Here is a 24,214-nt window from a genome sequence, read left to right as displayed (position 1 = left end):
AGAGCCCACCACCAGCACGTAGTCTGAGCTCATGAGCGAATCGACTGCCCCGACACCGTCGCGCGTGCCCACCCCCGTCGACCAGGTCGCCGACGACCACTTCCGCGGGATGCTCGGCCTCTCCCCCTCGCTGCGGATCGAAGTGGGTGCGGACGGTCGCGACGACGAACTCGACGACTTCTCCCCCGGCGGCCACGCTGCCTGGGACGCCCTGGGTGCCCGCACCCTCGACTCGCTCGCCGAGGCGGAAGCCGCCTCCCGCGCCGCCGGCACCTTCGACGACGTCGACGCGGTGACGGCGGACGCGCTGCGGGAGCGGCTCGGTCTCGAGCGGGAGCTGCACACGCTGGGAGCGGACCTGTCCGAACTCAACGTCATCGCCTCCCCGCTGCAGACGGTCCGGGAGTTCTTCGATCTGGTGCCCACCGCCTCGGCGGACGACTGGGAGGCCAACGCCTCCCGCCTGCGGGCCGTCGGCCAGGCGCTCGCCGGGCACCGCGAATCGCTGCTGGAAGCCCGCGCCGACGGTCGGGTCGCCGCCCGCACCCAGGTCGCCGCGGTGCTCGAACAGGCACGCACCCTCGCCGAGGCCGGGGGCCACTTCGACAAGTTCGTCGCCACTGCGGGTGGCTCGGTCGCCGACGGCGAGGCGATCTCCGACGGGCTTCGGCGGGAGTTGGAGGACGCGGCGGGGACCGCACGCACTGCAGCCGGCCGGTTCGCCGAATTCCTGCAGGACCAGCTGCTGGCCGACGCTCGCGAGGACGACGCCGTGGGGCCGGAGGAGTACTCGCTGCACTCACGGATGTTCTTGGGCGCGGAGGTCGACCTCGACGAGACGTACGAGTGGGGGCTGGAGCTGCTCGCCTCGATCGATGCGGAGCAGCGCCAGATCGCGGAATCGCTGTACCCGGGTGCGTCCGTGACGGAGACGATGAAGCGGCTCGACGAGGATCCGGCCAGGCAGCTGCACGGACTCGACGCCCTGCGGGAATGGATGCAGGTGACCGCGGACGAGGCGACCGCGGCGATGGCCGGAACGCACTTCGACATCAGCGACCCGGTGAAGACGATCGAGTGCATGGTGCTCGAAGACGGGACGGGAGGCATCTACTACACGCCTCCCACCTCGGACTTCTCACGGCCCGGCCGCATGTGGTGGTCGGTGCCGGCGGGCGTGGAGACGTTCTCGACGTGGCAGGAGAAGACGACGGTCTACCACGAGGGCGTTCCCGGCCATCACCTGCAGTTCGGTGCGGCCGTCATGCAGGACGATGTGCTGAACGCGTGGCGGAAGCAGGGTGTGTGGGTGTCCGGCCACGGGGAGGGCTGGGCGCTGTACGCGGAGAGGCTCATGGACGAGCTGGGCTTCCTCAAGGACCCGGGCGACCGGTTCGGAATGCTCGACTCGCAGCGTCTGCGCGCTGCCCGCGTGTGCCTGGACATCGGCGTGCACTGCCGCAAGCGCGCCCCCGAATCGCTGGGCGGCGGCGTGTGGGACAAGGAGAAGGCCTGGCAGTTCCTCACCGACAACGTCGCGATGGAGCGCAGCTTCCTCGAATTCGAGCTCACCCGCTACCTGGGCTGGCCGGGTCAGGCGCCGTCGTACTCGGTGGGCCAGCGGATCTGGCAGGACCTGCGGCTGGCGGTGAAGGCGCAGGAAGAGGCCGCAGGCCGCGAGTTCTCGCTCCGCGACTTCCACTCACGAGCACTCGCGCTGGGCTCCGTGGGACTGTCGACGATGCAGAAGGCGCTGCTGGGCGGATTCTAGGTCTACTGGGCGGGTGCTGGACCTGCTGGGCGGGTGCTGCTAGACGGGTTCTGTTCTGGTTCTGCTAGGCGGGCTCCAGGCCCAGCCGACCCTCTCACCAGCAACCTCCCCTGTTCAGGCGCGGAGGAAGGTCCTAGACTGGCCCCACCTCGTCATATCCCGCAGCCGCGGAGGAATCGACGAAAAGGAGGGCCACGATGGCACACAATGTCGCTCAGAAGCTCATCCATTCGCACCTGGTCGAAGGGACGCCGGAACCGGGGCACGAGATCGGTCTGTCGATCGACCAGACCCTCACCCAGGACGCCACGGGTACCATGGTGATGCTCGAACTCGAAGCGCTGGGATTGGACCGCGTCCGCACGGAGCTGTCCGTCCAGTACGTCGACCACAACCTCCTCCAGACGGATGAGAAGAACCCGGAGGACCACCTGTTCCTCCAGTCGGCGGCCCAGCGCTACGGCCTGTGGTTCTCCAAGGCGGGCAACGGCGTCTCCCACCCGGTCCACCAGGCGCGGTTCGGACGTCCCGGCGTCACGATGATCGGCTCCGACTCCCACACGTGCGCTGCCGGCGCCCTGGGCATGCTGGCGATCGGCGTGGGCGGTCTCGAGATCGCGATGGCCATGGCCGGTGACCCGCTCTACGTCGGGATGCCTGAGATCTGGGGTGTCGAACTCACCGGGGACCTGCCCGACTGGGTGTCCGCGAAGGACGTCATCCTCGAGATGCTCCGCAGGCACGGCGTCAAGGGCGGTGTCGGGCGGATCATCGAGTACCACGGCGAAGGGCTTGCGAACCTCACCGCCATGGACCGTCACGTCATCGCGAACATGGGCGCAGAACTGGGTGCGACGACGAGCGTCTTCCCCGCCGACGACGCGGTGCGCGACTACCTCCGCGCTGTGGGACGACCGGACGACTACACGGAGCTGCTGGCCGACGAGGGCGCGACCTACGACGTCGAGGAGCACATCGACCTGTCGACGCTGGAACCTCTCATCGCGAAGCCGTCCTCCCCCGGCAACGTCGTCCCCGTGCGGGAAGTCGCCGGCGAAGAGGTGTTCCAGGTGGTCGTGGGCTCGTCCGCGAACCCGGGGCTGCGCGACTTCGCGGTCGTCGCGGAGATCGTCCGCGACCAGCAGACGAGCGACCAGGTGTCCCTCGACATCAACCCGACCTCCCGTGAGATCCTCGAGGACCTCACGAAGGGCGGCTGGACGTTCGAACTCATCCGGGCAGGCGGACGGATCCACCAGTCCGGCTGCATGGGCTGCATCGGCATGGGACAGGCCCCCGCCGTGGGCCGCAACAGTCTGCGGACCATGCCGCGGAACTTCCCCGGCCGTTCCGGCACGGATGAGGACTCCGTCTGGTTGTGCTCCCCGGAGACCGCTGCCGCTGCCGCACTCACCGGGAAGATCACCGATCCCCGCGACCTCGACATGAGCTACCCGCCACCGAAGCTGCCGGAGAAGTACAGCGTCAACACCCGCATGCTGCTGGCTCCGCTGGACGAGGCCGAGGCGAAGCAGGTCGAGCTGGTCAAGGGCTCCAACATCGTGTCCCTCCCGGAGTTCGACCCGCTGCCCGACGACCTGGAGGTGCCGGTCCTGCTGACGGTGGGCGACAACGTGTCGACCGACGAGATCCTGCCCGCCGGGTCGCGGGTCCTGCCGTACCGCAGCAACATCCCCAAGATCGCGGAGTTCGTCTACACGCAGGTCGACGACACCTACTCGTCACGAGCGGCGGAGACGGACGGCGGGCACGCGATCGTCGGCGGGGAGAACTACGGTCAGGGGTCCTCCCGTGAGCACGCGGTCATCGCACCCCGCTACTTGGGTCTGCGCGTGGTCATCGCGAAGTCGTTCGCGCGCATCCACTGGCAGAACCTCGCGAACTTCGGCGTCCTGCCCCTCGAGTTCGCGGATCCCTCGGACGCGGAGCGGATCTCCCAGGATGACGTCGTGAGCTTCACGGGGCTGCGCGACACGTTGAAGGACTCCACTACGGTCCGCGCACGGGTGGGCGACACGGAGATCGAGTTGCGCCACCGCATGTCCGACCGCCAGGTCGACATGGTGCTGGCAGGCGGCCGCATCCCCCACCGCGCCGCCGGGGAGAACCGTCACATCGACGCGAAACCCGTCGCACCGGAAGGGTGAGGCACTGGCTCACCCGGAAGGGTGAGCGTGAGTCTCACCCCGGCAAAAGGGTGAGGAGGCTCCGTCGAAAAGGTGAGGACCTCTATCGGGCCCGAGCAGTCCGGGCCGGTCCGAATGGTGAAGGTCTGGCCTGAGTGGTGGTGCCAGGGGGCGGGGTGAGGCTGGCTCTCACCCCGCCCTTGGCTCTCACCCCGCCGTTGGTTCTCACCCCGCCCGCTGGTCTCCGCCCTGCCGTCGGGTCCGCATGAATTCGCCCACCACGGCGGATCCCAGGTCGTCCTGGTCGGGGGCGACGACCGTGCCGCGGACGCGGCGGGCCATCGCGGCGACGAAACGCTCGAGGCCCCGGTCGTCGCCCAGCCGGAAGAACGTCACCGTCGCGCCCGTCCTCCCCACACGGTCGAGCTCCGCGATCGTCTTCCGCACCGTGATGGAGTCCGGCGGGTAGGAGAACGCGCCCTCGCCCCGCGGGGTCAAGTACGCGGTCGGCTCCCCGTCGGTGACGATGAGCAGGACTGGCTGCGCCGTGGGGTGCTTCCGGAAGAACTCGCCGGCGAGCATGAGCCCGTGATGCAGGTTGGTGCCCGGCTCGTACTCCGCGCCCAGCCCCACGAGCCCGTCGAGGTCCGTCGTCCGCGCCAGCTTCCCGAACGTGATGAGCGTGAGCGCGTCGCCGCGGAACCTAGTGCGCACCAGGTGGTGGAGGGCGAGCGCGGTCCGCTTCATCGGCAGCCACCACCCCTCCATCGCCATGGAGAACGACACGTCGACCAGCAGGGCCACAGCCGCTCGCGTGCGCGCCTCCGTCTGGCGGACCTCGACGTCGTCGACGCGGATCCGCACCCCCTGGGTGGGGTCGCCGCCCTCTGCTGCGGTGCGCATGATCGCGTTGCCGACGGTGCGTCCCACATCCCACGGTTCCGTGTCCCCGAACTCCCACGAACGGGTCGCCCCGGTCTGCTCACCCGCGACCCCGGCCAGCCGCGCATCGCGCTGCCCCGCACGCCCGGACAGGCGCGTCGCCGCGTCCCGCAGCAGGGTCTTGCCGAGTCGCCGCAGTGCCGCCGGGGACAGACGCAAGTCGCCGTCGGCAGTGCGCCGCATGAAGCCGGACTCCCGCATCCGGTCCTCGATCTCCTGCAGCGTCCGCGCGTCCACGCCGGCGTCGCGGCCCAGGTGGCGGTCCAGCCCGTCGACGTCGAGGTCGGTGAGCGACGCGCCCGGGTACGCCTGGCTCAGCTGGTGGGCGAGCCGGTCGAGCTCCGCGAGTTCCTCGAGGACGCCGGCACCCTCACCGAGCCCGAGGCCGTCGTCCCCTTCGAACTGCTCCCCACCGCTCCAGTCGAGGTCGGGGCGCAGGCCCTGCAGGCCGCGATCGACCCGGTCGAGCTGCTCCTGCAGGTCCGGTGAGCCGAACGCCTGCTCCGACAGCGCCGCGAGCTCCGCCCGCTGCTCCTCCGTCATCGAGGCGAGCATCCGCTGTGCGGCGGCGGACCTGCGCGCCAGCATGTCGACCAGCTGGTCGAGGTTGTCGGCGCCCTCCGGCAGGAGGTCCCCGTGCTCGTCCATGAAGCGGGCGAAGTCGTCGTCCGTGTCCTCGCCGCGCTCCCGCTTCTCCAGGAGGTCGCCGAGGTCGCTCAGCATGTCCCGCACCCGTTCCCGGTCCTCGTCCGTCGCGTTCTCGAGCGCCTGCTTCATGCCCTGGAACCGGGCGTCGAGCATGTCGCGGCCCAGCAGGTCCTCGATCTGCCCGAAGGCCTCCCGTGCCTGCGGGGACTGCCAGTCGTAGCCGCGCAGCTCCGACACGGCGGCCGCAGGTGACTCCGGCAGGTTCTCCATCTGCATCTCGCGGAAGGTCCGGTCCGTCTCGTCCATCGTGATGTCGCGGGCGAGCTGTCCCCGTTCAGCGAGCACCGCCTCGTCGAGGAGACGCTTCACCTCGTCGATCGTGCCGCCCATCCCGTGCCGTTCCAGCAGGGAACGGCGCTTGCGCTGGATGTCGCCGGCGAGGTCGTCGAGCCCCCGCGTGTTCTCCCCGCCACGTCGCAGGTACTCCCGAAGGGCCTGGTCGGGGCCGTAGCCCGCCATGACGTCGTCGGCCATCGATGCGAGCGCTTCCGCGAGGTCCACCGGGGGCGCGAGAGGGTCCGGGCCGCCCGCGAAACGGCCGTACCGCGTCTCGCCCCCACCGCTCCGGCGTGGTCCGCGACCAGCACCGTGCGGTCCGCCGCCCACCGGCCCGTCGTCAACCGACCTGTCGTCGGCTGACCTGCCGTCAGCTGATCCGTCGCCGGCCGGATGCTCGCCGGCCGGACGCTCGTCATCCATAGACGGCCTGCCCTTCCCCCGTCACCTTCGACAGCTTCCGCGACAGGTAGAGGCCCTCGAGGGCCAGTTCGATCGCCGCAGCCCGCTCTCCGGCGGACTCCGCATCCAATCGCCCCGCGATCTCGTCGTAGAGATCCGCGTCGTCCAGCTCTGGCAGTTCGTCGAGGAACTCCCGCGCACTCACATGCTCCCCCGTCACCAGGGTGCGGTCGCCGTCGAAGGCGAGGACAAGGGGCCCGAGGTCGATGCCGGCCAGCCGTTCCCGCGCCGCTTCCGCGGTCGCGACCCGCAGGCCGTACTCGAGGACGTCCCGCTCCCGGCCCTCCTCACCGGGCTCGAACTCGACCTTGCCCCGCAGCACGTCGAGGATGGTGACGAGGTCCACGGGGCGGGCCACGGCCTCGGCGGCGGGGTCCACTGAGCCCGCCGATTCCTCGGCGGGTCGCTCTGTGGAGGTGGCCGACGCCTCGGCGGTGGGGCTCACGGACAGTCTGCGGTGCGTGACGGTGGCACGGTGGCGAGCGGCCGCGGCGACCGTCTCCGCGGCCGCGATCGTGAAGCGGGCGGAGACACCGGAGGACTGGTCGATCGCCGGCGATTCCCGCAGGCCGCGGGTGAACCGGGCGAGGATCTCGATGAGGTGGTCCGGGACCTCCGCGGTGAGGTGGGCCTCCTGGCGGACGACCGCCACCTCGTCGGTCAGATCCAGGGGGTAGTGGGTGCGGATCTCCGCACCGAACCGGTCCTTGAGCGGTGTGATGATGCGGCCGCGGTTGGTGTAGTCCTCCGGGTTCGCGGACGCGACGACGAGCACGTCCAGCGGCAGCCGCAGCACGTAGCCGCGGATCTGCACGTCGCGCTCCTCCATGACGTTGAGCAGCGCCACCTGGATGCGTTCGGCGAGGTCCGGCAGCTCGTTGATCGCGACGATGCCGCGATGCGCACGCGGCACCAGGCCGAAGTGGATGGTCTCCGGGTCGCCCAGGCTGCGGCCCTCCGCGACCCGCATGGGATCGACGTCCCCGATCACATCCGCGACGGACGTGTCCGGTGTCGCGAGCTTCTCGACGAACCGCTCCGCACGATGCCGCCACACGACGGGGAGGGCGTCGCCCTCGCGCTCCGCCCGGGCCCGGGCGCCTCCGGTGACGGGGTGGAAAGGATCCTCGGAGAGGTCCGTGTCCGCGATCGCCGGCGACCACTCGTCCAGCAGGCCGGTGAGGGCGCGCAGCAGCCGCGACTTGCCCTGACCGCGCTCCCCCAGGAGCACGATGTCGTGACCGGCGATCAGCGCCCGCTCCACTTGCGGCAGCACCGTGGACTCGAAGCCGTGGAGACCCGGCCAGGGGTCCGTGCCGTCGGCGAGCTTCGCGAGGAGGTTGTCGCGCAGCTCCTCGCGCAGTGTGCGGGTTCCGTACCCGGCGGCGCGCAGCTCGCCCAGCGTCGCGCTCGTGGGCTTCGCGGTGGTCACAGTGGTGAGGTCCGCGGCAGAGGCAGCGGTTGCGGTGGTGGCGGCTGGGTCCTGGCTCTCATCGAAGGTGGTCACACCTCCACGCTAGACCGGTTCCGTGTGGGGGTCGAGGGGTGGCGGGACAGGGGCGTCAGGGTCGCAACCGCAGGATGCGAGTGACGACGAGCAGGCGTCATCAGGTGGTGAGGAACTCGTCCTTGATGTCCCGCTTGCGGATCTTGCCCGCTGCGTCACGCAGGGGGCTGGACGTCGCCACGATGTGCCGCGGCCGCTTCACCTTCGACAGGTGCTCCGCGAGGTGCTCCTCCAGATCGGCGGGCATCTCCCCGGTCGCGGTCTCCACGACGAGCGCGGGTACTGTTCCGAGGTCCGCATCCGGGATCCCCGCACAGCACGAGGCGAGCACCGCCGGATGCATGTCGCTCACCGCCTCCACCTCCGCCGGGTACACGTTCACGCCACCCACCAGCAGCATGTCGCCGCGCCTGTCGGTCAGGTAGAGGTACCCGTCGGCATCCATCCAGCCGATGTCACCGACCGTCTCCCACTGATCCTCAGCGGCCTCCGCCTCCGAACCCAGGTAGAAGTACGACGGCGGCTCGTCGACACCGCGACGCAGCCACACCACACCGGTCTCACCAGCGGGCAGTGGAGCACCCGCCTCGTCCCGGATGCTCACCTCACCCACCTTCGCCGTCCCGACGGAACCGGGGTGCTCGAGCCACTCCGTCCCCGTCAGCGCGGTGGCCGCCTGGCCCTCCGTCGGGCCGTACAGCTCGTAGATCACCTCCGGGCCCAGCCAGTCGATCCACGCCCTCTTCAGCCACTGCGGGCAGGGTGCCGCGACATGGAAGAAGGTCGTGACGGACGACAGGTCGTAGCGGAACTTCACGTCGTCCGGCAGCTTCCAGATGCGCTGCATCATCGCCGGGACCGCGTACACCCAGCCGGCGCGGTGCTGCTCGATCATGCGCAGAGTCGTCTCCGGGTCGAAGCGCTCCATGAGCACCGTCGTGTTGCCCAGGGTGAGTGCCGCCAGCGCGTTGCTGAAGGACGCGTTGTGGTAGAGCGCTGCGGTGATGAGGCACACGTCGTTCTCCGGCACACCCATCACCCTGCCCAGCAGCGCGATCGCCGTCGGGTCGCCCTCGGCGCCGGACACAATGAGCTTCGGCCGTCCCGTGCTGCCACCGGACGTGGGCGACTTGAGCTGGGGAGACACGACGGCGGGAAGAGGATCGGCGGACAGGCCCTGCGCGTCCTGCACATGCGTGATGCGCGGGACGTCCATCGTCCGATCGGTCGTGTCGATCGCCAGAGCGGGAGCACCCACCTCGATGATCGCGTCGAGTTCGCTCTGCACGAGTCGGTCGGACACCGGCATCGGCACCGCACCGACCTTCCAGGCCGCGATCGCGGCCTGGATCATGAGCGAACCGACAGGCGTGGACATGAGGACGAAGTCCCCCTGTGCGACCCCGCGATCCTGGAACAGCCGGGCGAGCCGGTTCGTGTGCGCGTCGAGCTCCGCGAACGTGACCGTCCCCGTCGCATCGATGAGCGCGTCGACGTCGCCACGGGTCTCCGCGAGGAGCGCGAACTGCTCGTGGAAGGTCGGACGGACCTCCACGTCGAGTGCGGGTGCATCCTCTGCGGGCACGGATTCCTGCGCGGGCACGGATTGCTGGGTCACGATGCGGAGCCTCCCCGGCACACGGAGTCTGCGGGTCTGTTGCCACGGCGCTGACACCCCGGTGTGCCTCTCACCTGCAGATTAGGTGCGCGGTGGGACGACGGTCAAGACCATTCGATCGTTTGATAGGCTCATTTCTGAGGCGCGCATCATTTTTGTGCGGCCCCTCCCTTTCCACTCTCTTCAAAGGTGAACACATGAAAAGGGCACGACGGATCACGGCTTCGCGCATCAGCGGCATCGCTGCACTCGCGGCACTGAGCCTCACGGTGACCGCATGCGCGGGAACCGCGGGCGGTAAGACCGCAGCAGGAGAAGCGGGCGACGGATACGAGTACGGGGCGTCGGAGGAACAGATCGCGGCGGCAGTCGAGGACCTCGACCCGGCGACGATCAGCTTCCAGATCCCCGCGACCTCGCCGGATTCCCCACAGGCACCCCTGGGCACCCACTTCAAGGAGGCCGTCGAGGAGCGCTCCGGTGGGAAACTCACCGTCGACCTCGCGTGGAACCAGTCGATCGCCGGCTACGACGAGCTCCACGACGCTCTGGCCGACGGGCGCGTCGACATGGCCTTCACCCTCCCGTCGTACGATCCCGCACGTTTCCCGGCATTCAACGCCTTCAACGACCTGCTGGGTGGCGACCCCTCCTCCCCCATGCTGGGTGAGGTCCTCGTGAACATCGTCGCAGCGGACGTCGCGTGGAACACCCCGGAGATCCTCGCGGAGTACGAGGACATCGGCGTCACCCCGCTGGTTCCCGTGATGGCCTCCGGCAACTACTACTCGGTCTGCACGGACCCGGCACCGGAGCTCGACGACTGGCAGGGACTCCAGGTGCGCGTCGGGTCCCCTGCGGCGAACGACATGGTCGACCATGTGGGCGGAACCCCCGTGTCGATCGCCGGAGTCGAAGCCTATGAAGCGCTGCAGCGCGGGACGATCGACTGCACGCTCGCGGTGCTGTCCGATGTCGTCCAGGGCGGCTTCTTCGAGGTCGCCCCGAACCTCGGCTACCCCACGGAGACCAGCTTCCCGCGCGTGAGCGGCGCCATCCTCACCGGCTCCGGCGTCGACGCGCTCCCCCTGGCGTACCAGCAGATCATCTTCGACTCGTTCGACGCGTATTTCCACGGTGGCATGGAGTCGACGGTGGGCAGCAAGGTGGACGCGATCGCGCTGGCGAACGAGTCCGGAGGTGACATCGACGAGGCCTCCGCCGAACTGCAGGACGAGATCCGCGCGTTCGCAGAGGACCGGCGCGAAGAGGTCGTGGAATCAGGGGTCATCGGCGACGACATCGTCGACCGGCTCGAAGACTCCCGCGCCACGTGGACGGCGAAGCTCGACGAGCTCGGCTATGAGGAGGACGGCGACTTCGCGGACTTCGACGAGTGGTACGACGACAGCATCGACTACCGCCCCATCGCGGAGGCGCTGTTGGAAGAGACCATGATGGAGCACCGCCCCAGCTGACGCCGTTAGAGGCGCGGGTGCGTCCTGCAAGAAGCGCTGACCGTATGGCAAGAGGCGCGGAGCGTACTGTGCGAGACGGTCGACAGGACGGGTTCGCTGCGGAACGGGCTTCTCAGCCGGTTCGCAGCAGCTCAGGGTGAGACGCGATAGGTGAGGCGGGCGAACTCGCCCACCCGCGTCGCGCTCACGAGGCTGAGGCGGTCCGCGTCGAGTCGGCGCGGGAAGAGCGGAGCACCGGACCCCAGCATGACGGGGGCGACCGACAGGACGACCTCGTCGAGGACGCCCGCTTCCATGAACTGCGCAGCGAGGTCTCCCCCACCGATGACCCACACGTCACCACCGTCTGCCGCGCGACGCAGTGCGCCGAGGTGGGACGCGACGTCACCCGAGAGGAAAGTGATCCTCGCTCCGTCGGGAACGGGCAGTTCACGCGAGGTGAAGACGAAGACCTCGGCAGGAGCGAACGCCCGCGACCAGTTCGTCGGATCCTCGAGTGCACCCATCTCCTCCAGCACCCAGAGATACGTCGTCGACCCCATCACCTGGACAGGCGCAGCCAGCGGTGCGAGCCTCGCCTGATCCTCGTCCTCGACGGGCACCGCGAAGAGCCACGACAAGGAGTTGTCCCCGTCCGCGATCCAACCGTCGATGCTCGTCGCCGTCTCGTAGACGAACCTGCCGCCCTGCGTGTCTGTCATCGTCCCCCGTTCGCTCCGTTCGCCCTCGTCACCGCTGGCGGAGGTCCTCGGCGAGCATCACGAGGATGCCACTGGGACCGCGGACATACGTGAGCCTGTAGACATCCTCGTAGTTCGCGACTCCGCGCACCGGATGGCAGCCGTGCTTCGCGGCGATCTCGAGTGCTTCGTCGAGGTCATCGACGGAGAACGCGACGCGATGCATGCCGATCTCGTGCGGCTGTGTGGGTGCCGTCTCGATCGCGTGAGGATGGATGTACTCGAAGAGCTCGAGACGACCGTGGCCGTCCGGTGTCTCGAGCAGTGCGAGGTGCACATGGTTGCCGTCGAGGCCCACCGCGACGTCGGCCCACTCACCCTTGACGGTGTCACGACCGGCAACGGTGAGACCCAGGTCGGTGAAGAAGGCGATCGCCTCCTCGAGGTCTCGGACAGCGATGGCCACGTTCTCCAGCTCGATCGGCATGTGAGCTATATTACAGAGCTTTGCGAGCCGAGGTCTTGCGGTGCGCTTCTCCTGATATCGCTTCGCGCGTGTCCGCCCTGGCCGCCTCAGGCAGGGCAACGCCTCAGGTGATGGAACGCTTCCGGCGCGTGAGATCTTCCGGGAAGCGGTCGCGCGAGTACGTGATCGCGGTGTAGCCGTGGGGCTTCGGCTCACCGTGCTCGTCGAGTCCCACGAAGACGATCTTGTCGATCGAGAGGATCGTGTCGCCGGTGATGATGTTGCGCACCTCGCAACGCATCGTGAGCGATGTGCGGCCGAAGTGCACGGCCTGCAGACCGATCTCGAGGATGTCGCCCTGCGTCGCCGACGACACGAAGTTGATCTCTGAGATGTATTTCGTGACGATGCGCTGGTTGCCCAACTGGATCATGGCGTAGACGACCGCCTCGTCATCGATCCACCGCAGCAGGCTGCCGCCGAACAGCGTGCCGTTCGCATTGAGGTCCTCCGGCCGCACCCACTTCCGTGTGTGGAAGTTCATCGCGTCGAAGAGGTCTTCGCCGCGAGGACCCTGGATCGGCTCTGCATCAGTCATTGTGGAGGAGTCTCCTTCCTGTCTGCCGTCTGTGCTTGTCATCTCTGTCGCCCATGTGTGTCGTCCCCGCAGTGCGGGGCATCCCGGAAGAGTGACGGCTACGCGAGGGCGTGCCTCAGATCCTGCGCGATCACAAGCGCGCGGGCCGTCTGGTCGTCCGTCGCCCCGTACTCCGGCAGGCAGTCGGTGAGGAGCACCACCACCTGATCCGCGAGAACCCTGTCCTCCAGCTCCGGTACGGCCCGACCTTCCGCGCACAGATCCGACAGGTGCGCGAGCGCTTCACGGATCACGGCCCGCCGACCGTCGTCCAGCTGGCGAGTCGTCAGAGACGTCACACGAAGGCGAAGGCGGCCGACCTCCTCCAGGAGAGCCGCCGCCTTCGCCTCAGCCGTCATGATCTGTCCCGATGACCCGTCAGTTCGACCGGAAGTAGGACAGCAGGCGCAGGATCTCGATGTACAGCCAGATGAGGGTGACCATGAGCGAGAACGCGCAGATCCACGAGTACTTCTCCGGGATCCGGTGGCGCACGCCCTCTTCGATCATCTGGAAGTCCGCGACGAGCGTGAGCGCCGCGAGGATCACGGCGACACCGGAGATGAGGACACCCAGCGGCATCGTGATGCCCATGATCGTGATCTCCATGGTTCGGGCGTTCATCTCACCGCCGGAGAACATCGCGAAGCCGAAGTTCACGAGTGAGAACACCGCATAGCCGCCCACTGCGAGCATGAGGAACTTCATGAAGCCGGAGCTCATGCGGACGATCTTGAACTTGAACAGCCCGAACATCACCAGGAACACGCTGACAGTGCCCAGCACCGCCTGCATGACGATGCCGTCGTACATCGTCTCGAACATGCTCGAGATGCCGCCCAGGAACACGCCCTCGATCGCGGAGTACGCGAGGATGAGGCCCTTGCTGGGTTCCTTCTTGAACGCGATGATCAGGCCGATCACCAGCGCGACGAGCATCGACGGCAGCGCCAGCATCGGCATGATCCACCCGACGACCGCGCCGGCGAGCAGCACGGCGAAGCAGATGGCAGTCTTCATGAGGACGTCGTCGTAGGTCATCGACCGTTCGGCGACGGGCTGCGCCTGGTACGACGGAGCGTCGTACATCTGCTGCAGCTGCGCATCAGAGGGGGCGGGGATGCGGTTCTGCTCCTGCCCAGCTCGGATTCCGTCGTTGATGCCGCGGCGCACGAGCGGATTGCTCATCGGGATCCTTCCCATCGGTGGTCGTGGTATCTACCGACACCATTCTATGGATGAACCCTGTATCACTTCACAGAATTCCCGTTCACAGGACGATCGTGACAGCGATGTGACCAGGAAGATCACATCGCTGTCATCGAGAACCGCATCAGTCTCAGAGCGTCGGGCCGGCACACCGGGTATCCGATGCCGCGGCAGGAGTCGGCCACCCGACAGAGGACTCGGCCACCCGACACAGACCTCCGAATGCGGGGCTCAGTCGCCGGACTCCGAATCAGGGAGCGTAGTCGATCGGCGAACCGGGGCCCCACGGGATGCCCAGTGCCCACCAGGCGAAGAAGAACGCGGTCCAGCAGATCCACATCGCGATGCTCAGCGGGATGGTGAGCGACAGGAGCGTGCCGATCCCCGCGTCCTTCTTGTACCGCTGCACGAAGCCCAGGATCATGATGAAGTACGGGCTCATGGGCGACACGATGTTGAACGTCGAGTCACCGATGCGGTACATCGCCTGCGTGGTCTCCGGTGAGATCCCCAGCAGCATGAACATCGGCACGAGGATGACGCTCAGCAGCGTCCACAGCCCCGTGCCGGAGGTGATGAGGAGCGCGCCCATCCCCACGAGCACGGAGCCGCCCAGCAGGATGAGGAACGGTCCCGCTTCGACGCTCTGGAAGAACTCCGCCCCCTTGATCGCGAAGATCTCACCCAGCGACGACGCCTTGAAGACGGCGAGGAACTGCGAGGCGGCGAAGAACAGGACCATCACCTGGACGAACGGGCGGACACCCTCGGCCATCATGTTGGGCACTGTCTCCCACGTCCGGATCGATCCGGTGACGACACCGTAGGCGATGCCCAAGACGAAGAAGCCCACTCCGACGATCGCGGCGATCCCGGCCATGAGACCGGACTCCGGCCCGAAGCCGCCGTCGACGTCGCGGAGGAACGACTCCTGCGGAAGCGCCAGCACGATGACGAGGATGATCCCCAGCACCATCGCGATGAGCGCGGCGATCATGCCGCGCTTCTCCGTGGCCGAGGCTCCGCGCGCGAAGTCCTCGTGGTCCTCGACGCCGTCGTCGGAGTCCTCGTCGACGGTCAGCTGCTCACCGCGCTTGTTGAGGAGGAGCTCCGTCACGAGCGTGACCGCGAACGCGACGACGAACATCGACATGAAGTTGAAGTACAGGTTGGCGACCGGTGTGACGACGTAGGAGCCGTCGACGATCTGTGCCGCGGACGTGGAGAGCCCGCCCAGGATCGCGTCGAGAGAGTTCACGAACGGTGCGGCGGAGTACCCGCCGGACGTCGCGGCGTAGGCGACGGCGCAGCCGATGATCGGGTTGCGGCCCACCGCTTTGAACGCGATGCCGCCCAACGGGATGACGATCATGTACGCCGCGTCGGAGGCCATCGACGCAGCAGACCCGACGAGCGCGACGATGAGTGTCACCCAGCGGGGCGACGCCGACCGCAGCGCCGCCTTCATGAGGGCCGGGATGAGCCCCGACTGCTCCGCGACCGCGACGCCGAACAGGACGACGAGGACCAGACCCAGCGCGGGGAAGGTGACGTAGTTGGTGACCGAGTTCGCGACGAGTTCCCTCAGCGACTCGGCACCGAACTGGTTGACCGCGACGACGTCCTCGCCTGTCGCGGGATTGACCGCGGAGGCTCCCATCGCAGAGGCGACCGCGGACAGGATCATGACGATGAGCGCGAGGCCCAGGAACAGCCAGAAGGGGTGGGGCAGCTTGTTGCCCGCCCTCTCGATGACGATGAGGCTCCGCATGAGCACGCCGAGGTGCTCCTCGGAGTGCACCTGTGAGGCCGGCGGCGGGTTCTTGGCAGTGGACACGAGTACTCCTCGAACGCGGGGCAGGGACGCCTCTGCACGGACAGCGACGCCGCCGCGCAGGCCGGGGAGAACAGTGCACCGCGCTCCGCGACTGTGCGACGGGTGCCAGAGTACTCGGAGAACCCCGAGTCGCGCACCACTATCGAAAAACAACGCGGCCTGCCCGACACCTTGTGGTGTGTCGGACAGGCCGCGTCGAAGCCGCGTCGGCTACCGGCGAGGAAGACCCGGTTGCCGCGGCGAGGATTCGACCACTGCGACGGGGACTGGACCCCCACCTCGAGGACTCGTCCGCGGCCGCAGCGGCGACGGACGGCGCCAGGCGGTCAGGAGTCGATGTCTCCCCGGATGAAGGCTTCTATCGCGGCGTGCGCCGCGTCGTCGCCCTGCTGGTGCGGTGGCGACTTCATGAAGTAGGACGACGCGCTCAGGAGTGCTCCCCCGATGCCGCGGTCCAGGCCGATCTTCGCGGCCCGGACGGCGTCGATGATGACACCGGCGCTGTTGGGCGAGTCCCACACCTCGAGCTTGTACTCCAGCGAGACGGGCGCGTCACCGAAGTTGCGGCCTTCGAGGCGCACGTACGCCCACTTGCGGTCGTCCAGCCATTCGACGTAGTCGGACGGCCCGATGTGGACGTCGCGGTCCGCGAGGTCGACGCTCGTGTTCGACGTGACGGCCTGCGTCTTCGAGATCTTCTTCGACTCGAGTCGCTCCCGTTCGAGCATGTTCTTGAAGTCCATGTTGCCGCCCACGTTCAGCTGATACGTGCGGTCGAGCACCACGCCCCGGTCCTCGAACAGCTTCGCCATGACGCGGTGGGTGATGGTGGCGCCCATCTGGCTCTTGATGTCGTCGCCGACGATGGGGACACCCGCGGCCCTGAACTTGTCGTCCCACGACTTGGTGCCCGCAATGAAGACCGGCAGCGCGTTCACGAAGGCGACCTTCGCGTCGATCGCGGCCTGCGCGTAGTACTCCGTGGCCTGCTGAGAACCGACCGGCAGGTAGCAGACGAGCACGTCGACGCGAGCGTCACGCAGCGCCTGTGCGACGTTGACGGGCTCTTCATCCGATTCGATGATGGTGTCGCGGTAGTACACGCCCATGCCGTCGAGCGTGGGTCCGCGCTGCACCGTCACACCGGTGGGCGGGACGTCCGCGAGCTTGAGCGTGTTGTTCTCGCTCACGTGGATCGCTTCCGCGATGTCCTGGCCGACCTTCTTGCCGTCGACATCGAACGCGGCGACGAATTCGAGATCGCTCACGTGGTAGTCGCCGAACTGGACGTGCATGAGGCCCGGCACCTTCTGTGCCGGATCCGCATCGCGGTAGTATTCCACTCCCTGGATCAGGGAACTCGCACAGTTGCCCAGGCCAGCGATGGCGACCCGAATCGGATTCTCAGCCACAGTCTCGTACTCTCCTCAACGTCTTCAGAATGCCCGGGGGTGCGTGCACGCGCGATGAGATGCGGTGGTCAACGGATGTCCGTACGGGCGCCAACCCATCTTAGTCCTCCGTGAACCTGCTGAGCGAACCCACCACCCCGTGCGCTGAATCACACGCCTCGCTGCACTCGCGCGGTCCGCTGCGCAGCACCCCGGATCGTCAGCTCACGACGAGCGGCTCCAGCACCACGTCCGGATGCGTCCGCTCCACGCCCTGCAGGCGCCAGCGGTCGGAGAACAGCGCCAGCAGCTCCCCGTCTGATCGCGACAGGACCTCGACGTTGCGCTCACGGGACAGCGTCGGCACGTCCTCGGGCACGGTGCGCCGTGCGATGGAGAAGTTGAGCCGCTCCAGTTCGCACGGTGCGTTGAATTCGTTGACCATCCGGTCCTCGGCCACCTCGAACTGCATGGGGCCCACTGCACCCAGCACGGGCGCCTGGTCGCCGCGCAAGTCGCTGCGCAGCACCTGGATGACGCCTTCGTGGTCGAGCTGCTCGATGCCGCGCCGGAACTGCTTGTACTTCGACGAGTCCTTCGCCCGGATGACCATGAAGTGCTCGGGCGAGAAGGTGGGGATGCCGGGGAACACGACCTTGCGGTCGAGGTACAGGGAATCGCCCACGCGCAGAGCGGAGGCGTTCACGAGCCCCACGACGTCGCCGGGGAACGCCTCGTCGACGGATTCGCGGTCGCGACCGAAGACCTGCTGCGCGTACTTCGTGGCGAACGGCTTGCCCGTGCTCGCGTGGGTGACGACCATGCCCCGCTCGAACACGCCGGAGCACACGCGGACGTAGGCCAGGCGGTCGCGGTGGTTCGCGTCCATGCCCGCCTGCACCTTGAATACGAAACCGGAGAACGGTGCGTCGACGGGACGCGGCTCATCCTTGACGTCAGGACGCGGTTCCGCGGCCGGTGCGATGTCCACGAGCGTGTCCAGCAGCTTGTGCACACCGAAGTTGAGGACGGCGGAGGCGAACAGCACGGGGGTGGTGCTTCCTGCGAGGTACGCCTCCTGGTCGTGGTTCTGCTCTTCGAGCTCCAGCAGCTCCGATTCGTCAACGGCGGTCGTCCACGCATCGCCCTCGAGCTCTTCCGCGGCTGCCGGCTCGTAGGACTCCTCGCCTGCGATGCTCGCGCCGCCGCTCGCCCGCGTGTACTTCGTGTAGTCGCCGGTCTGCCGGTCGAGGACGCCGCGGAAGTCACCGGACTGGCCCACCGGCCATGTGAGCGGGGTGGGCAGCATACCGGTGCGCTCGTGGATCTCGTCCATGAGCGCCAGGGGGTCGAGCCCTGCACGGTCCCACTTGTTGATGACGGTGACGATGGGGATGCCGCGGTGGGCGCACACCTCGAAGAGCTTCATCGTCTGGACCTCGAGGCCCTTCGCCGCGTCGACGAGCATGACGGCGCTGTCCACGGCGGACAGCACGCGGTAGGTGTCCTCGGAGAAGTCCGCGTGGCCGGGGGTGTCGAGGAGGTTGAAGACGACATCCTCGTACTCGAACTGGAGGGCCGCGGACGTGATGGAGATGCCGCGGTCCTGCTCCATCGTCATCCAGTCGGAGACGGTCGAGCGGCGTCCCGCCTTGCCGTGGACGGCGCCGGCGGTGCCGATCGCGCGGGCGTGGAGGGCGAGCGCCTCTGTGAGCGTCGACTTGCCGGAGTCGGGGTGGGAGATGACAGCGAAGGTCCGCCGCCGCTTCGCCTGCTTGCGGATGTCGGCGGTTGGGGCTGAGGAGGATGAGGGGCCGGAGTTCACCGCTCCAGTGTAGGCAGGTGTTCTCCAGCGGGGACATCTAGGCTGGTGTCCGTGAGCAGCAACCGCAGATCATCGAGCCCCCGGGACGACCAGTGGGACGACGGACACGACGACCGGTGGGACGATCAGCACGACGACCACCCGGACGAGGTCACGACCGTCGCACGGGACCCGCACCGGACTGGCCGCCTGCTCCGCGTCCTGCCCCTCGTGCTGGCCGCGCTGGCGAGCGCCCCGCTGCTGTGGCTGGCGATCGCGTTCTCCCTCGAGATGTCACAGGTCGCGGTGTACATCATGCAGCTGGGGGCCGGCGGGTGGACGCAGTTCGGCGTCATCCTCATGTCCGTGGGCGGGTTCATCTGCCTCGTCGCCGCGCTCGTGTGCCTCTTCATCGGCTGGCGGCGCGACACGTGGCGGTGGCGGTGGAGCTGGGCCGGTGCCACCGTGCTCGCTGCCGGTTTCATGCCGCTCATGGGGATCGTCACGGGTGTCTTCTGGGGGTAGCGGACTCAGACCGCCTAGCGGGCACGGTCCCGCCCCACATCGTCGTGGTCCGGACCGCCCCCACCTCGTCGTGGTCCGGGCCGTCGTGGTCCGGGCCGTCGTGGTCCGGGCCGTCGTGGTCCGGGCCGTCGTGGTCCGGGCCGTCGTGGTCCGGGCCGTCGTGGTCCGGGCCGTCGTGGTCCTCACATCTTCGTGAGCGACTTCGCGATCCGCTGCTCCGACACCTTGCCGATCGCCCCCAGTGACGGTGCGAAGAGGCTCAGCCGCAGCTCCTCCTGCTGGAAGAGCAGCGCGTGCCACCCCTCCCCCGGCCCCGATGCGGGTCTGCCGGGGCCGCTCGAGGGAGCACCAGGGTCGACGACCTCACCGAAGCGGGCGGCCCGCCCCAGGGCTGCGACGTCCGGCCGCGTCGTGGCGAGCTTCTTCGACACCGCCGCCTCCGACGCGAGCATCCGATCCATGAGCTGCCGGTCCCGAGGCGGCTGGTCGACCATCGCGTCGATCCGCACGTTCGCGGCCTCCACCCAGCGCGGCAGTCGCAGCAGCGCCGCCTCGCTGAGCCCCGCGATCGCCTCCGCCGTTCCCATCTGCTCCCGCCACTCCTTCACGTCCGCCAGGTTCGCGAGGATCACCAGCGACGACGCCTTCGACACCTTCTTCTCCAGCGTCGTCATCGCGGTGAGTGCAGCGATGAGGGCGGGCAGCAGCTGGTCCATCCGCGTGGTGAGCCCGCCCTGCGCCGCGCGCGAGAGCACGTCCGGATCCGGAGCGGCACCGGGTGCGCGGTCCGCACCCGACGCCCCGGAAGCCCCAGCCGTTCCCGAGGCCCCGGCCCCTCGCGAGGTCCCGGTCATGTCCGAGACCCCGGCCGTTCCCGAGGTCGCGGCCACGTCCGCGGTCCCGGTCATGTCCGCGTACCGTCCGTCCGCGCCCATCCCTGCTGCCGCGATCTCACCGCGGGCTGCGACACGGAGCACGGCTTCCAGCAGCGCGTCGGACGTCTTCTGGTGACCGGCGAGCACCAGCTTCTCCTGCGTGCTCAGGTGCTCCTTCGCATACGACAGCACTGCCGAGGCGCCCGCCACCACCCGGTCGACCAGCTGTTCGCGGGTGGGCACCGGCGCACTGGTCCGCCCACCGCTGCCACGCTCGCCGCTGCGACCCGCACCGCCAGCGCGTGACGCACCTGCACCCGCCGGCCCCACACCCGCACCTGCCTGCCCCGCGCCTGCGGTGCGGGGTCCACGAGTGCCAGCTGCGGCCTCGGCGGCGGTGGTCTGCGCCCCGGCCGCCTGCGGAGCCGAGCCGCCTCGCCCGGCCGCTGCGGCCTCGGCGGCCGACCCCTGCGCCCGGGCGAGCGCCTTCGCCGCCTTCGCGGCCTGCCGCTTGCGCTGGTCGGCCTGCATCGCGGCAAGGTCGAAGCCCTCGGTGAGGACGCGGCGCCCCCGCATGAGCCGGAAGCGCAGCCGCAGATGGGCGGGCACGCGGGACCAGTCGAAGTCCGCGGGCGTCACGGTGATCGGATTGCGGTCCTCGAGCCGCCCCCCGCCGCCGCGGGCGGTGAGTTCGACGGCGAGCACCTCGGGCAGACTGCCGAGCCCCTCCTCACCGGCCGCACGCAGGTGGGCGAGGATGTCGCGGGCGACATCGGGGGCCGGCACGAAGTAGGTCCGCTTCGCCTTGGGCAGCGACCGGATGAGCGCCGCCATGAACTCGATCCGCAGCCCCGGCACCTGCCACGAGAACGCGTGGGGGTCGGCCTGGTCCAGGTCGCCCACCTGGATCTCCGCCGTCACCCCGTCGCCCTCGGTGCCCGGTTCGAACGAGTAGCGCAGCTCCGCGCGGGCCTCCGACTCCTCGTCGTTGCGGGCCGGCAGCACCCAGTGGGTGGGGTATTCGTGGGCGAGGTCGGCGGTGCGGTCCGCGGCGTCCTCGGCCAGCAGCGTCTCGAGCGGCACATCGAGGAACGCGGGGTCCTCGCGACGCTTCTTCCGCCACCAGCCGGTGAAATCGGAGGCGGTCAGCACGTCCTCCGGCACGCGGTCGTCGTAGAAGGCGTAGAGGTCGTCCTCACCGGAGAGCACTCGGCGGTCGCGGGTGCGGGAGGCGAGCTCCTCCGCCTCCGCCAGGGTGTTCGCGTTCGTCTGCAGGAACGCGTGCGTCTCCCGCCAGTCCCCCTCGACCAGGGCGTGACGGAGGAAGAGCTCCCGAGCGACGGTGCGGTCGATGCGCGCGTACGACACCGGCCGCTCCGTGTAAAGGGTCACCCCGTAGAGCGTCGCCTTCTCGTTCGCGACGGCCTGGCCACTCCTCCCCGACCAGCGCGGCTCCGCATACGTGCGCTTCACGAGGTCGCCCGCGACGTCGACGACCCAGTCCGGGTCCGCCCACGCGACGGTGCGCGCCCACAGGCGGGACGTCTCCACGAGCTCCGCGCTCATGACGAAGTCCGGCCCCTTCTTGAACAGCCCGGAGCCTGGGAAGATCTGGAAGCGGGCACCTCGCGCACCCTGGTATTCGCGCCCGTCCGGCAGCTTCTGCCCGATCATCGACAGCAGTCCCGTGAGCAGGGCCTTGTGGATCGCGACGGCCTGCGCGTCGAACGGGCCGGAGGTGGAGGGGTCTCGCTTCCCGCCCGCCGCGGAACCCTCATCCGCGCCGGTCTTCCACGTCACCTCACCCAGCTGGATGCCGGCGGATCCCGCGATCGACCGCAGCTGGCCCACGAGGTCCTGCCATTCGCGGATCCGCACGTAGTTGAGGAACTCCCCCCGGATCGTCCGGCGGAACTTCGAGCTCGACAGGGTCTGCGACTGTTCGCGCACGTAGTTCCACAGCGCGAGGAACGACAGGAAGTCGCTGCGGGCGTGCGTGAAGCGCGCGTGCAGGGCGTCCGCCTCGCCACGCTGCTCCGCCGGCCGTTCCCGGGGGTCCTGCGTCGACAGTGCCGCGACGATCACCGCGACCTCCGCCCCGCAGCCGTTCTGCGCGCCCGCGATGACCATGCGGGCGAGCCGCGGGTCGATCGGCAGCGCCGCGAGCTTCCGCCCGATGTCCGTCACCGTGAGGCCGCTGTCCTGCCCGACCTTCAGCGCTCCCAGCTCCGACAGCAGCGTGCGGCCGTCGCGCACCGCGCGGGGGTCCGGCGGGGTGAGGAACGGGAAGTCCGTGACTTCCTTCTCCGTGCGGGCGAAACCCAGGTTCACCATCTGGAGGATGACGCTCGCGAGGTTCGTGCGCAGGATCTCCGGGTCCGTGAACTCCGGTCGAGACTCGAAATCCGCCTGCGAATACAGCCGGATGGCGATGCCGTCGCTCGTCCGCCCCGATCTGCCCTTGCGCTGGTTCGCGCTCGCCTGGCTGACCGGTTCGATCGGCAGCCGCTGGACCTTCGTCCGGTTCGAGTACCGGGAGATGCGGGCCACCCCGGTGTCGATGACGTACTTGATGCCGGGCACCGTGAGCGAGGTCTCCGCAACGTTCGTCGCGAGCACGACCCGCGGCCTGCCGTGCGGTCGGAACACCCGCTGCTGCTCCTGCGAGGACAGCCGCGCGTAGAGGGGCACGACCTCCCAGTCCGCCCCGCGCCTGCGCGGACCCTTGAGGGTCGCCTTCTGCACGTGGTCGGTCAGCGCGTCCGCCGCGTCCCGGATCTCCCGCTCACCGGACAGGAAGACGAGGATGTCGCCGGGTGCCTCCCCCGTCAGCTCGTCGAACGCGTCGAGGATCCCCTCGACCTGGTCCTTGGGGGCACGCGACGCAGCTCCGCCCCGTGTGAGGTCGCCATTTCCCTCGTCGTCCTCTGCGGAGCCTCCCGCGTCGTTCGGGTCGAGGGGGCGGTAGCGGACCTCGACGGGGTAGGTCCGACCGGACACGGAGATGATCGGGGCGCCGCCGAAGTGCTCGCTGAACGCCTCCGGGTTGATCGTCGCGGACGTGATGACGACCTTGAGGTCGGGCCTCTTCGGAAGCAGCTCTGTGAGGAACCCGATGATGAAGTCGATGTTGAGACTGCGTTCGTGCGCCTCGTCGATGATGAGGACCTCGTAGTCGCGCAGCAGCCTGTCGTGGCGCAGCTCGGACAGCAGGATGCCGTCCGTCATCACCTTGACCCGTGTGTGGTCGGCCACCTGCGACGTGAAGCGCACCTGGTAGCCGACGGTGTCGCCCAGGTCCTCGGCCATCTCCTCCGCCAGACGAGCCGCCACGGAGCGCGCGGCGATGCGCCGCGGCTGGGTGTGGCCGATCATCCCGTCGACACCCAGGCCCAGCTCCAGGCAGATCTTCGGGATCTGCGTCGTCTTGCCGGAACCCGTCTCACCGGCGATCACCACGACCTGATGGTCGCGGATCGCCTCCGCGATCTCCTCGCGGTGTTCGACGACGGGCAGCTCCGCGGGGTACTCGATGAGCGGCTCGCGCGCAGCACGCGCCGCGCGCTGGCGCTCCCGCCGCGCTTCGTGCTGCTGCCTGCGACCGGAGTCCCCCTGGCCCTTCCGGCGACCACGGCCTCGGCGTGCCGGCTTGTCTCCCTGCGGAACCTGGCCGGTGTTCCCACCGGGGCCACGGCCTCGGCGGCGGGGTCGGGTCTTCCCACCATCGGTGCGGTCAGGTCGCGGCGTGCCGATACCACCGGGCTGCGATGCGCTCGTCGGGCCTGCCTGCGGCTCAGCACCGGTACGGGAAGGAGTGGGGTCCGTGTCGTCTCTCATGTCGAACACCAGGCTACCGGCGTTCAACCGCGCGTATGGTTGCC

Annotated in this window: 16 protein-coding genes; 4 read left to right on the top strand and 12 right to left on the bottom strand. The window is 68.8% G+C overall.

What is annotated here, in order from left to right:
• The first annotated feature begins 31 nt into the window (after positions 1–31).
• Positions 32–1,771: a DUF885 domain-containing protein gene (locus tag JFC09_RS13865; protein ID WP_198394629.1), complete on the top strand. Its 1,740-nt coding sequence runs from the start codon at positions 32–34 to the stop codon at positions 1,769–1,771.
• Between the two features lie 197 nt (positions 1,772–1,968).
• On the top strand, positions 1,969–3,939 hold the full coding sequence (locus tag JFC09_RS13860) for an aconitate hydratase (protein WP_198394628.1): 1,971 nt from the start codon (positions 1,969–1,971) through the stop codon (positions 3,937–3,939).
• 204 nt (positions 3,940–4,143) lie between these two features.
• On the opposite strand, the gene JFC09_RS13855 is transcribed toward JFC09_RS13860, so the two are convergent.
• From JFC09_RS13855 to JFC09_RS13845, 3 genes are all read right to left on the bottom strand, one after another.
• On the bottom strand, positions 4,144–6,267 hold the full coding sequence (locus tag JFC09_RS13855; RefSeq protein ID WP_232483616.1) for a vWA domain-containing protein: 2,124 nt from the start codon (positions 6,265–6,267) through the stop codon (positions 4,144–4,146).
• Positions 6,260–7,738, bottom strand: a complete 1,479-nt coding sequence (locus JFC09_RS13850; RefSeq protein ID WP_198394779.1) for a sigma 54-interacting transcriptional regulator — start codon at positions 7,736–7,738, stop codon at positions 6,260–6,262. Before JFC09_RS13850 ends, JFC09_RS13855 begins: the two co-directional genes overlap by 8 nt.
• A gap of 175 nt (positions 7,739–7,913) precedes the next feature.
• Positions 7,914–9,431 carry an AMP-binding protein gene (locus JFC09_RS13845; RefSeq protein ID WP_198394627.1) on the bottom strand — a complete coding sequence of 506 codons (1,518 nt, stop codon included), beginning with the start codon at positions 9,429–9,431 and terminating at the stop codon, positions 7,914–7,916.
• A gap of 197 nt (positions 9,432–9,628) precedes the next feature.
• Here JFC09_RS13845 and JFC09_RS13840 point away from each other — a divergent pair, with 197 nt between their 5' ends.
• Positions 9,629–10,909 carry a type 2 periplasmic-binding domain-containing protein gene (locus tag JFC09_RS13840; protein ID WP_198394626.1) on the top strand — a complete coding sequence of 427 codons (1,281 nt, stop codon included), beginning with the start codon at positions 9,629–9,631 and terminating at the stop codon, positions 10,907–10,909.
• Positions 10,910–11,040: 131 nt separating this feature from the next.
• Here the strand turns inward: JFC09_RS13840 and JFC09_RS13835 are convergent, their stop codons facing one another.
• The 8 genes from JFC09_RS13835 to JFC09_RS13800 all read right to left on the bottom strand — a co-directional run bounded on the left by JFC09_RS13835 (position 11,041) and on the right by JFC09_RS13800 (position 18,954).
• Positions 11,041–11,610, bottom strand: coding sequence for a dihydrofolate reductase family protein (locus JFC09_RS13835; protein ID WP_198394625.1), 570 nt, complete (start codon positions 11,608–11,610; stop codon positions 11,041–11,043).
• Positions 11,611–11,638: 28 nt separating this feature from the next.
• On the bottom strand, positions 11,639–12,076 hold the full coding sequence (locus JFC09_RS13830) for a VOC family protein (RefSeq protein WP_198394624.1): 438 nt from the start codon (positions 12,074–12,076) through the stop codon (positions 11,639–11,641).
• Between the two features lie 103 nt (positions 12,077–12,179).
• The gene (locus JFC09_RS13825; RefSeq protein ID WP_232483615.1) at positions 12,180–12,653 is read right to left on the bottom strand and encodes an acyl-CoA thioesterase; all 474 of its coding nucleotides are present in this window, start codon (positions 12,651–12,653) and stop codon (positions 12,180–12,182) included.
• 98 nt (positions 12,654–12,751) lie between these two features.
• On the bottom strand, positions 12,752–13,051 hold the full coding sequence (locus JFC09_RS13820; RefSeq protein ID WP_198394623.1) for a hypothetical protein: 300 nt from the start codon (positions 13,049–13,051) through the stop codon (positions 12,752–12,754).
• Positions 13,052–13,070: 19 nt separating this feature from the next.
• Positions 13,071–13,880, bottom strand: a complete 810-nt coding sequence (locus JFC09_RS13815; protein WP_198394622.1) for a Bax inhibitor-1/YccA family protein — start codon at positions 13,878–13,880, stop codon at positions 13,071–13,073.
• Positions 13,881–14,151: 271 nt separating this feature from the next.
• Entirely contained in the window at positions 14,152–15,738 is a 1,587-nt protein-coding gene (locus tag JFC09_RS13810) for an AbgT family transporter (RefSeq protein WP_332839781.1), read from the bottom strand.
• A gap of 326 nt (positions 15,739–16,064) precedes the next feature.
• Positions 16,065–17,150 carry an inositol-3-phosphate synthase gene (locus tag JFC09_RS13805; protein WP_198394621.1) on the bottom strand — a complete coding sequence of 362 codons (1,086 nt, stop codon included), beginning with the start codon at positions 17,148–17,150 and terminating at the stop codon, positions 16,065–16,067.
• Positions 17,151–17,349: 199 nt separating this feature from the next.
• Positions 17,350–18,954: a peptide chain release factor 3 gene (locus JFC09_RS13800; RefSeq protein WP_198394620.1), complete on the bottom strand. Its 1,605-nt coding sequence runs from the start codon at positions 18,952–18,954 to the stop codon at positions 17,350–17,352.
• A 51-nt stretch (positions 18,955–19,005) separates the two neighbouring features.
• Between JFC09_RS13800 and JFC09_RS13795 the strand changes: the two genes are divergently transcribed.
• Positions 19,006–19,458: a hypothetical protein gene (locus JFC09_RS13795; protein ID WP_198394619.1), complete on the top strand. Its 453-nt coding sequence runs from the start codon at positions 19,006–19,008 to the stop codon at positions 19,456–19,458.
• A gap of 182 nt (positions 19,459–19,640) precedes the next feature.
• Here the strand turns inward: JFC09_RS13795 and hrpA are convergent, their stop codons facing one another.
• Positions 19,641–24,170 (bottom strand): ATP-dependent RNA helicase HrpA, encoded by a 4,530-nt coding sequence (hrpA, locus tag JFC09_RS13790; RefSeq protein ID WP_198394618.1) that lies wholly within the window; start codon positions 24,168–24,170, stop codon positions 19,641–19,643.
• Positions 24,171–24,214 lie beyond the last annotated feature (44 nt).

Source organism: Brevibacterium yomogidense (assembly GCF_016107685.1).
Taxonomy (GTDB): Bacteria; Actinomycetota; Actinomycetes; order Actinomycetales; family Brevibacteriaceae; genus Brevibacterium; species Brevibacterium yomogidense.
This window is presented reverse-complemented; position numbering and strand designations above follow the sequence as displayed.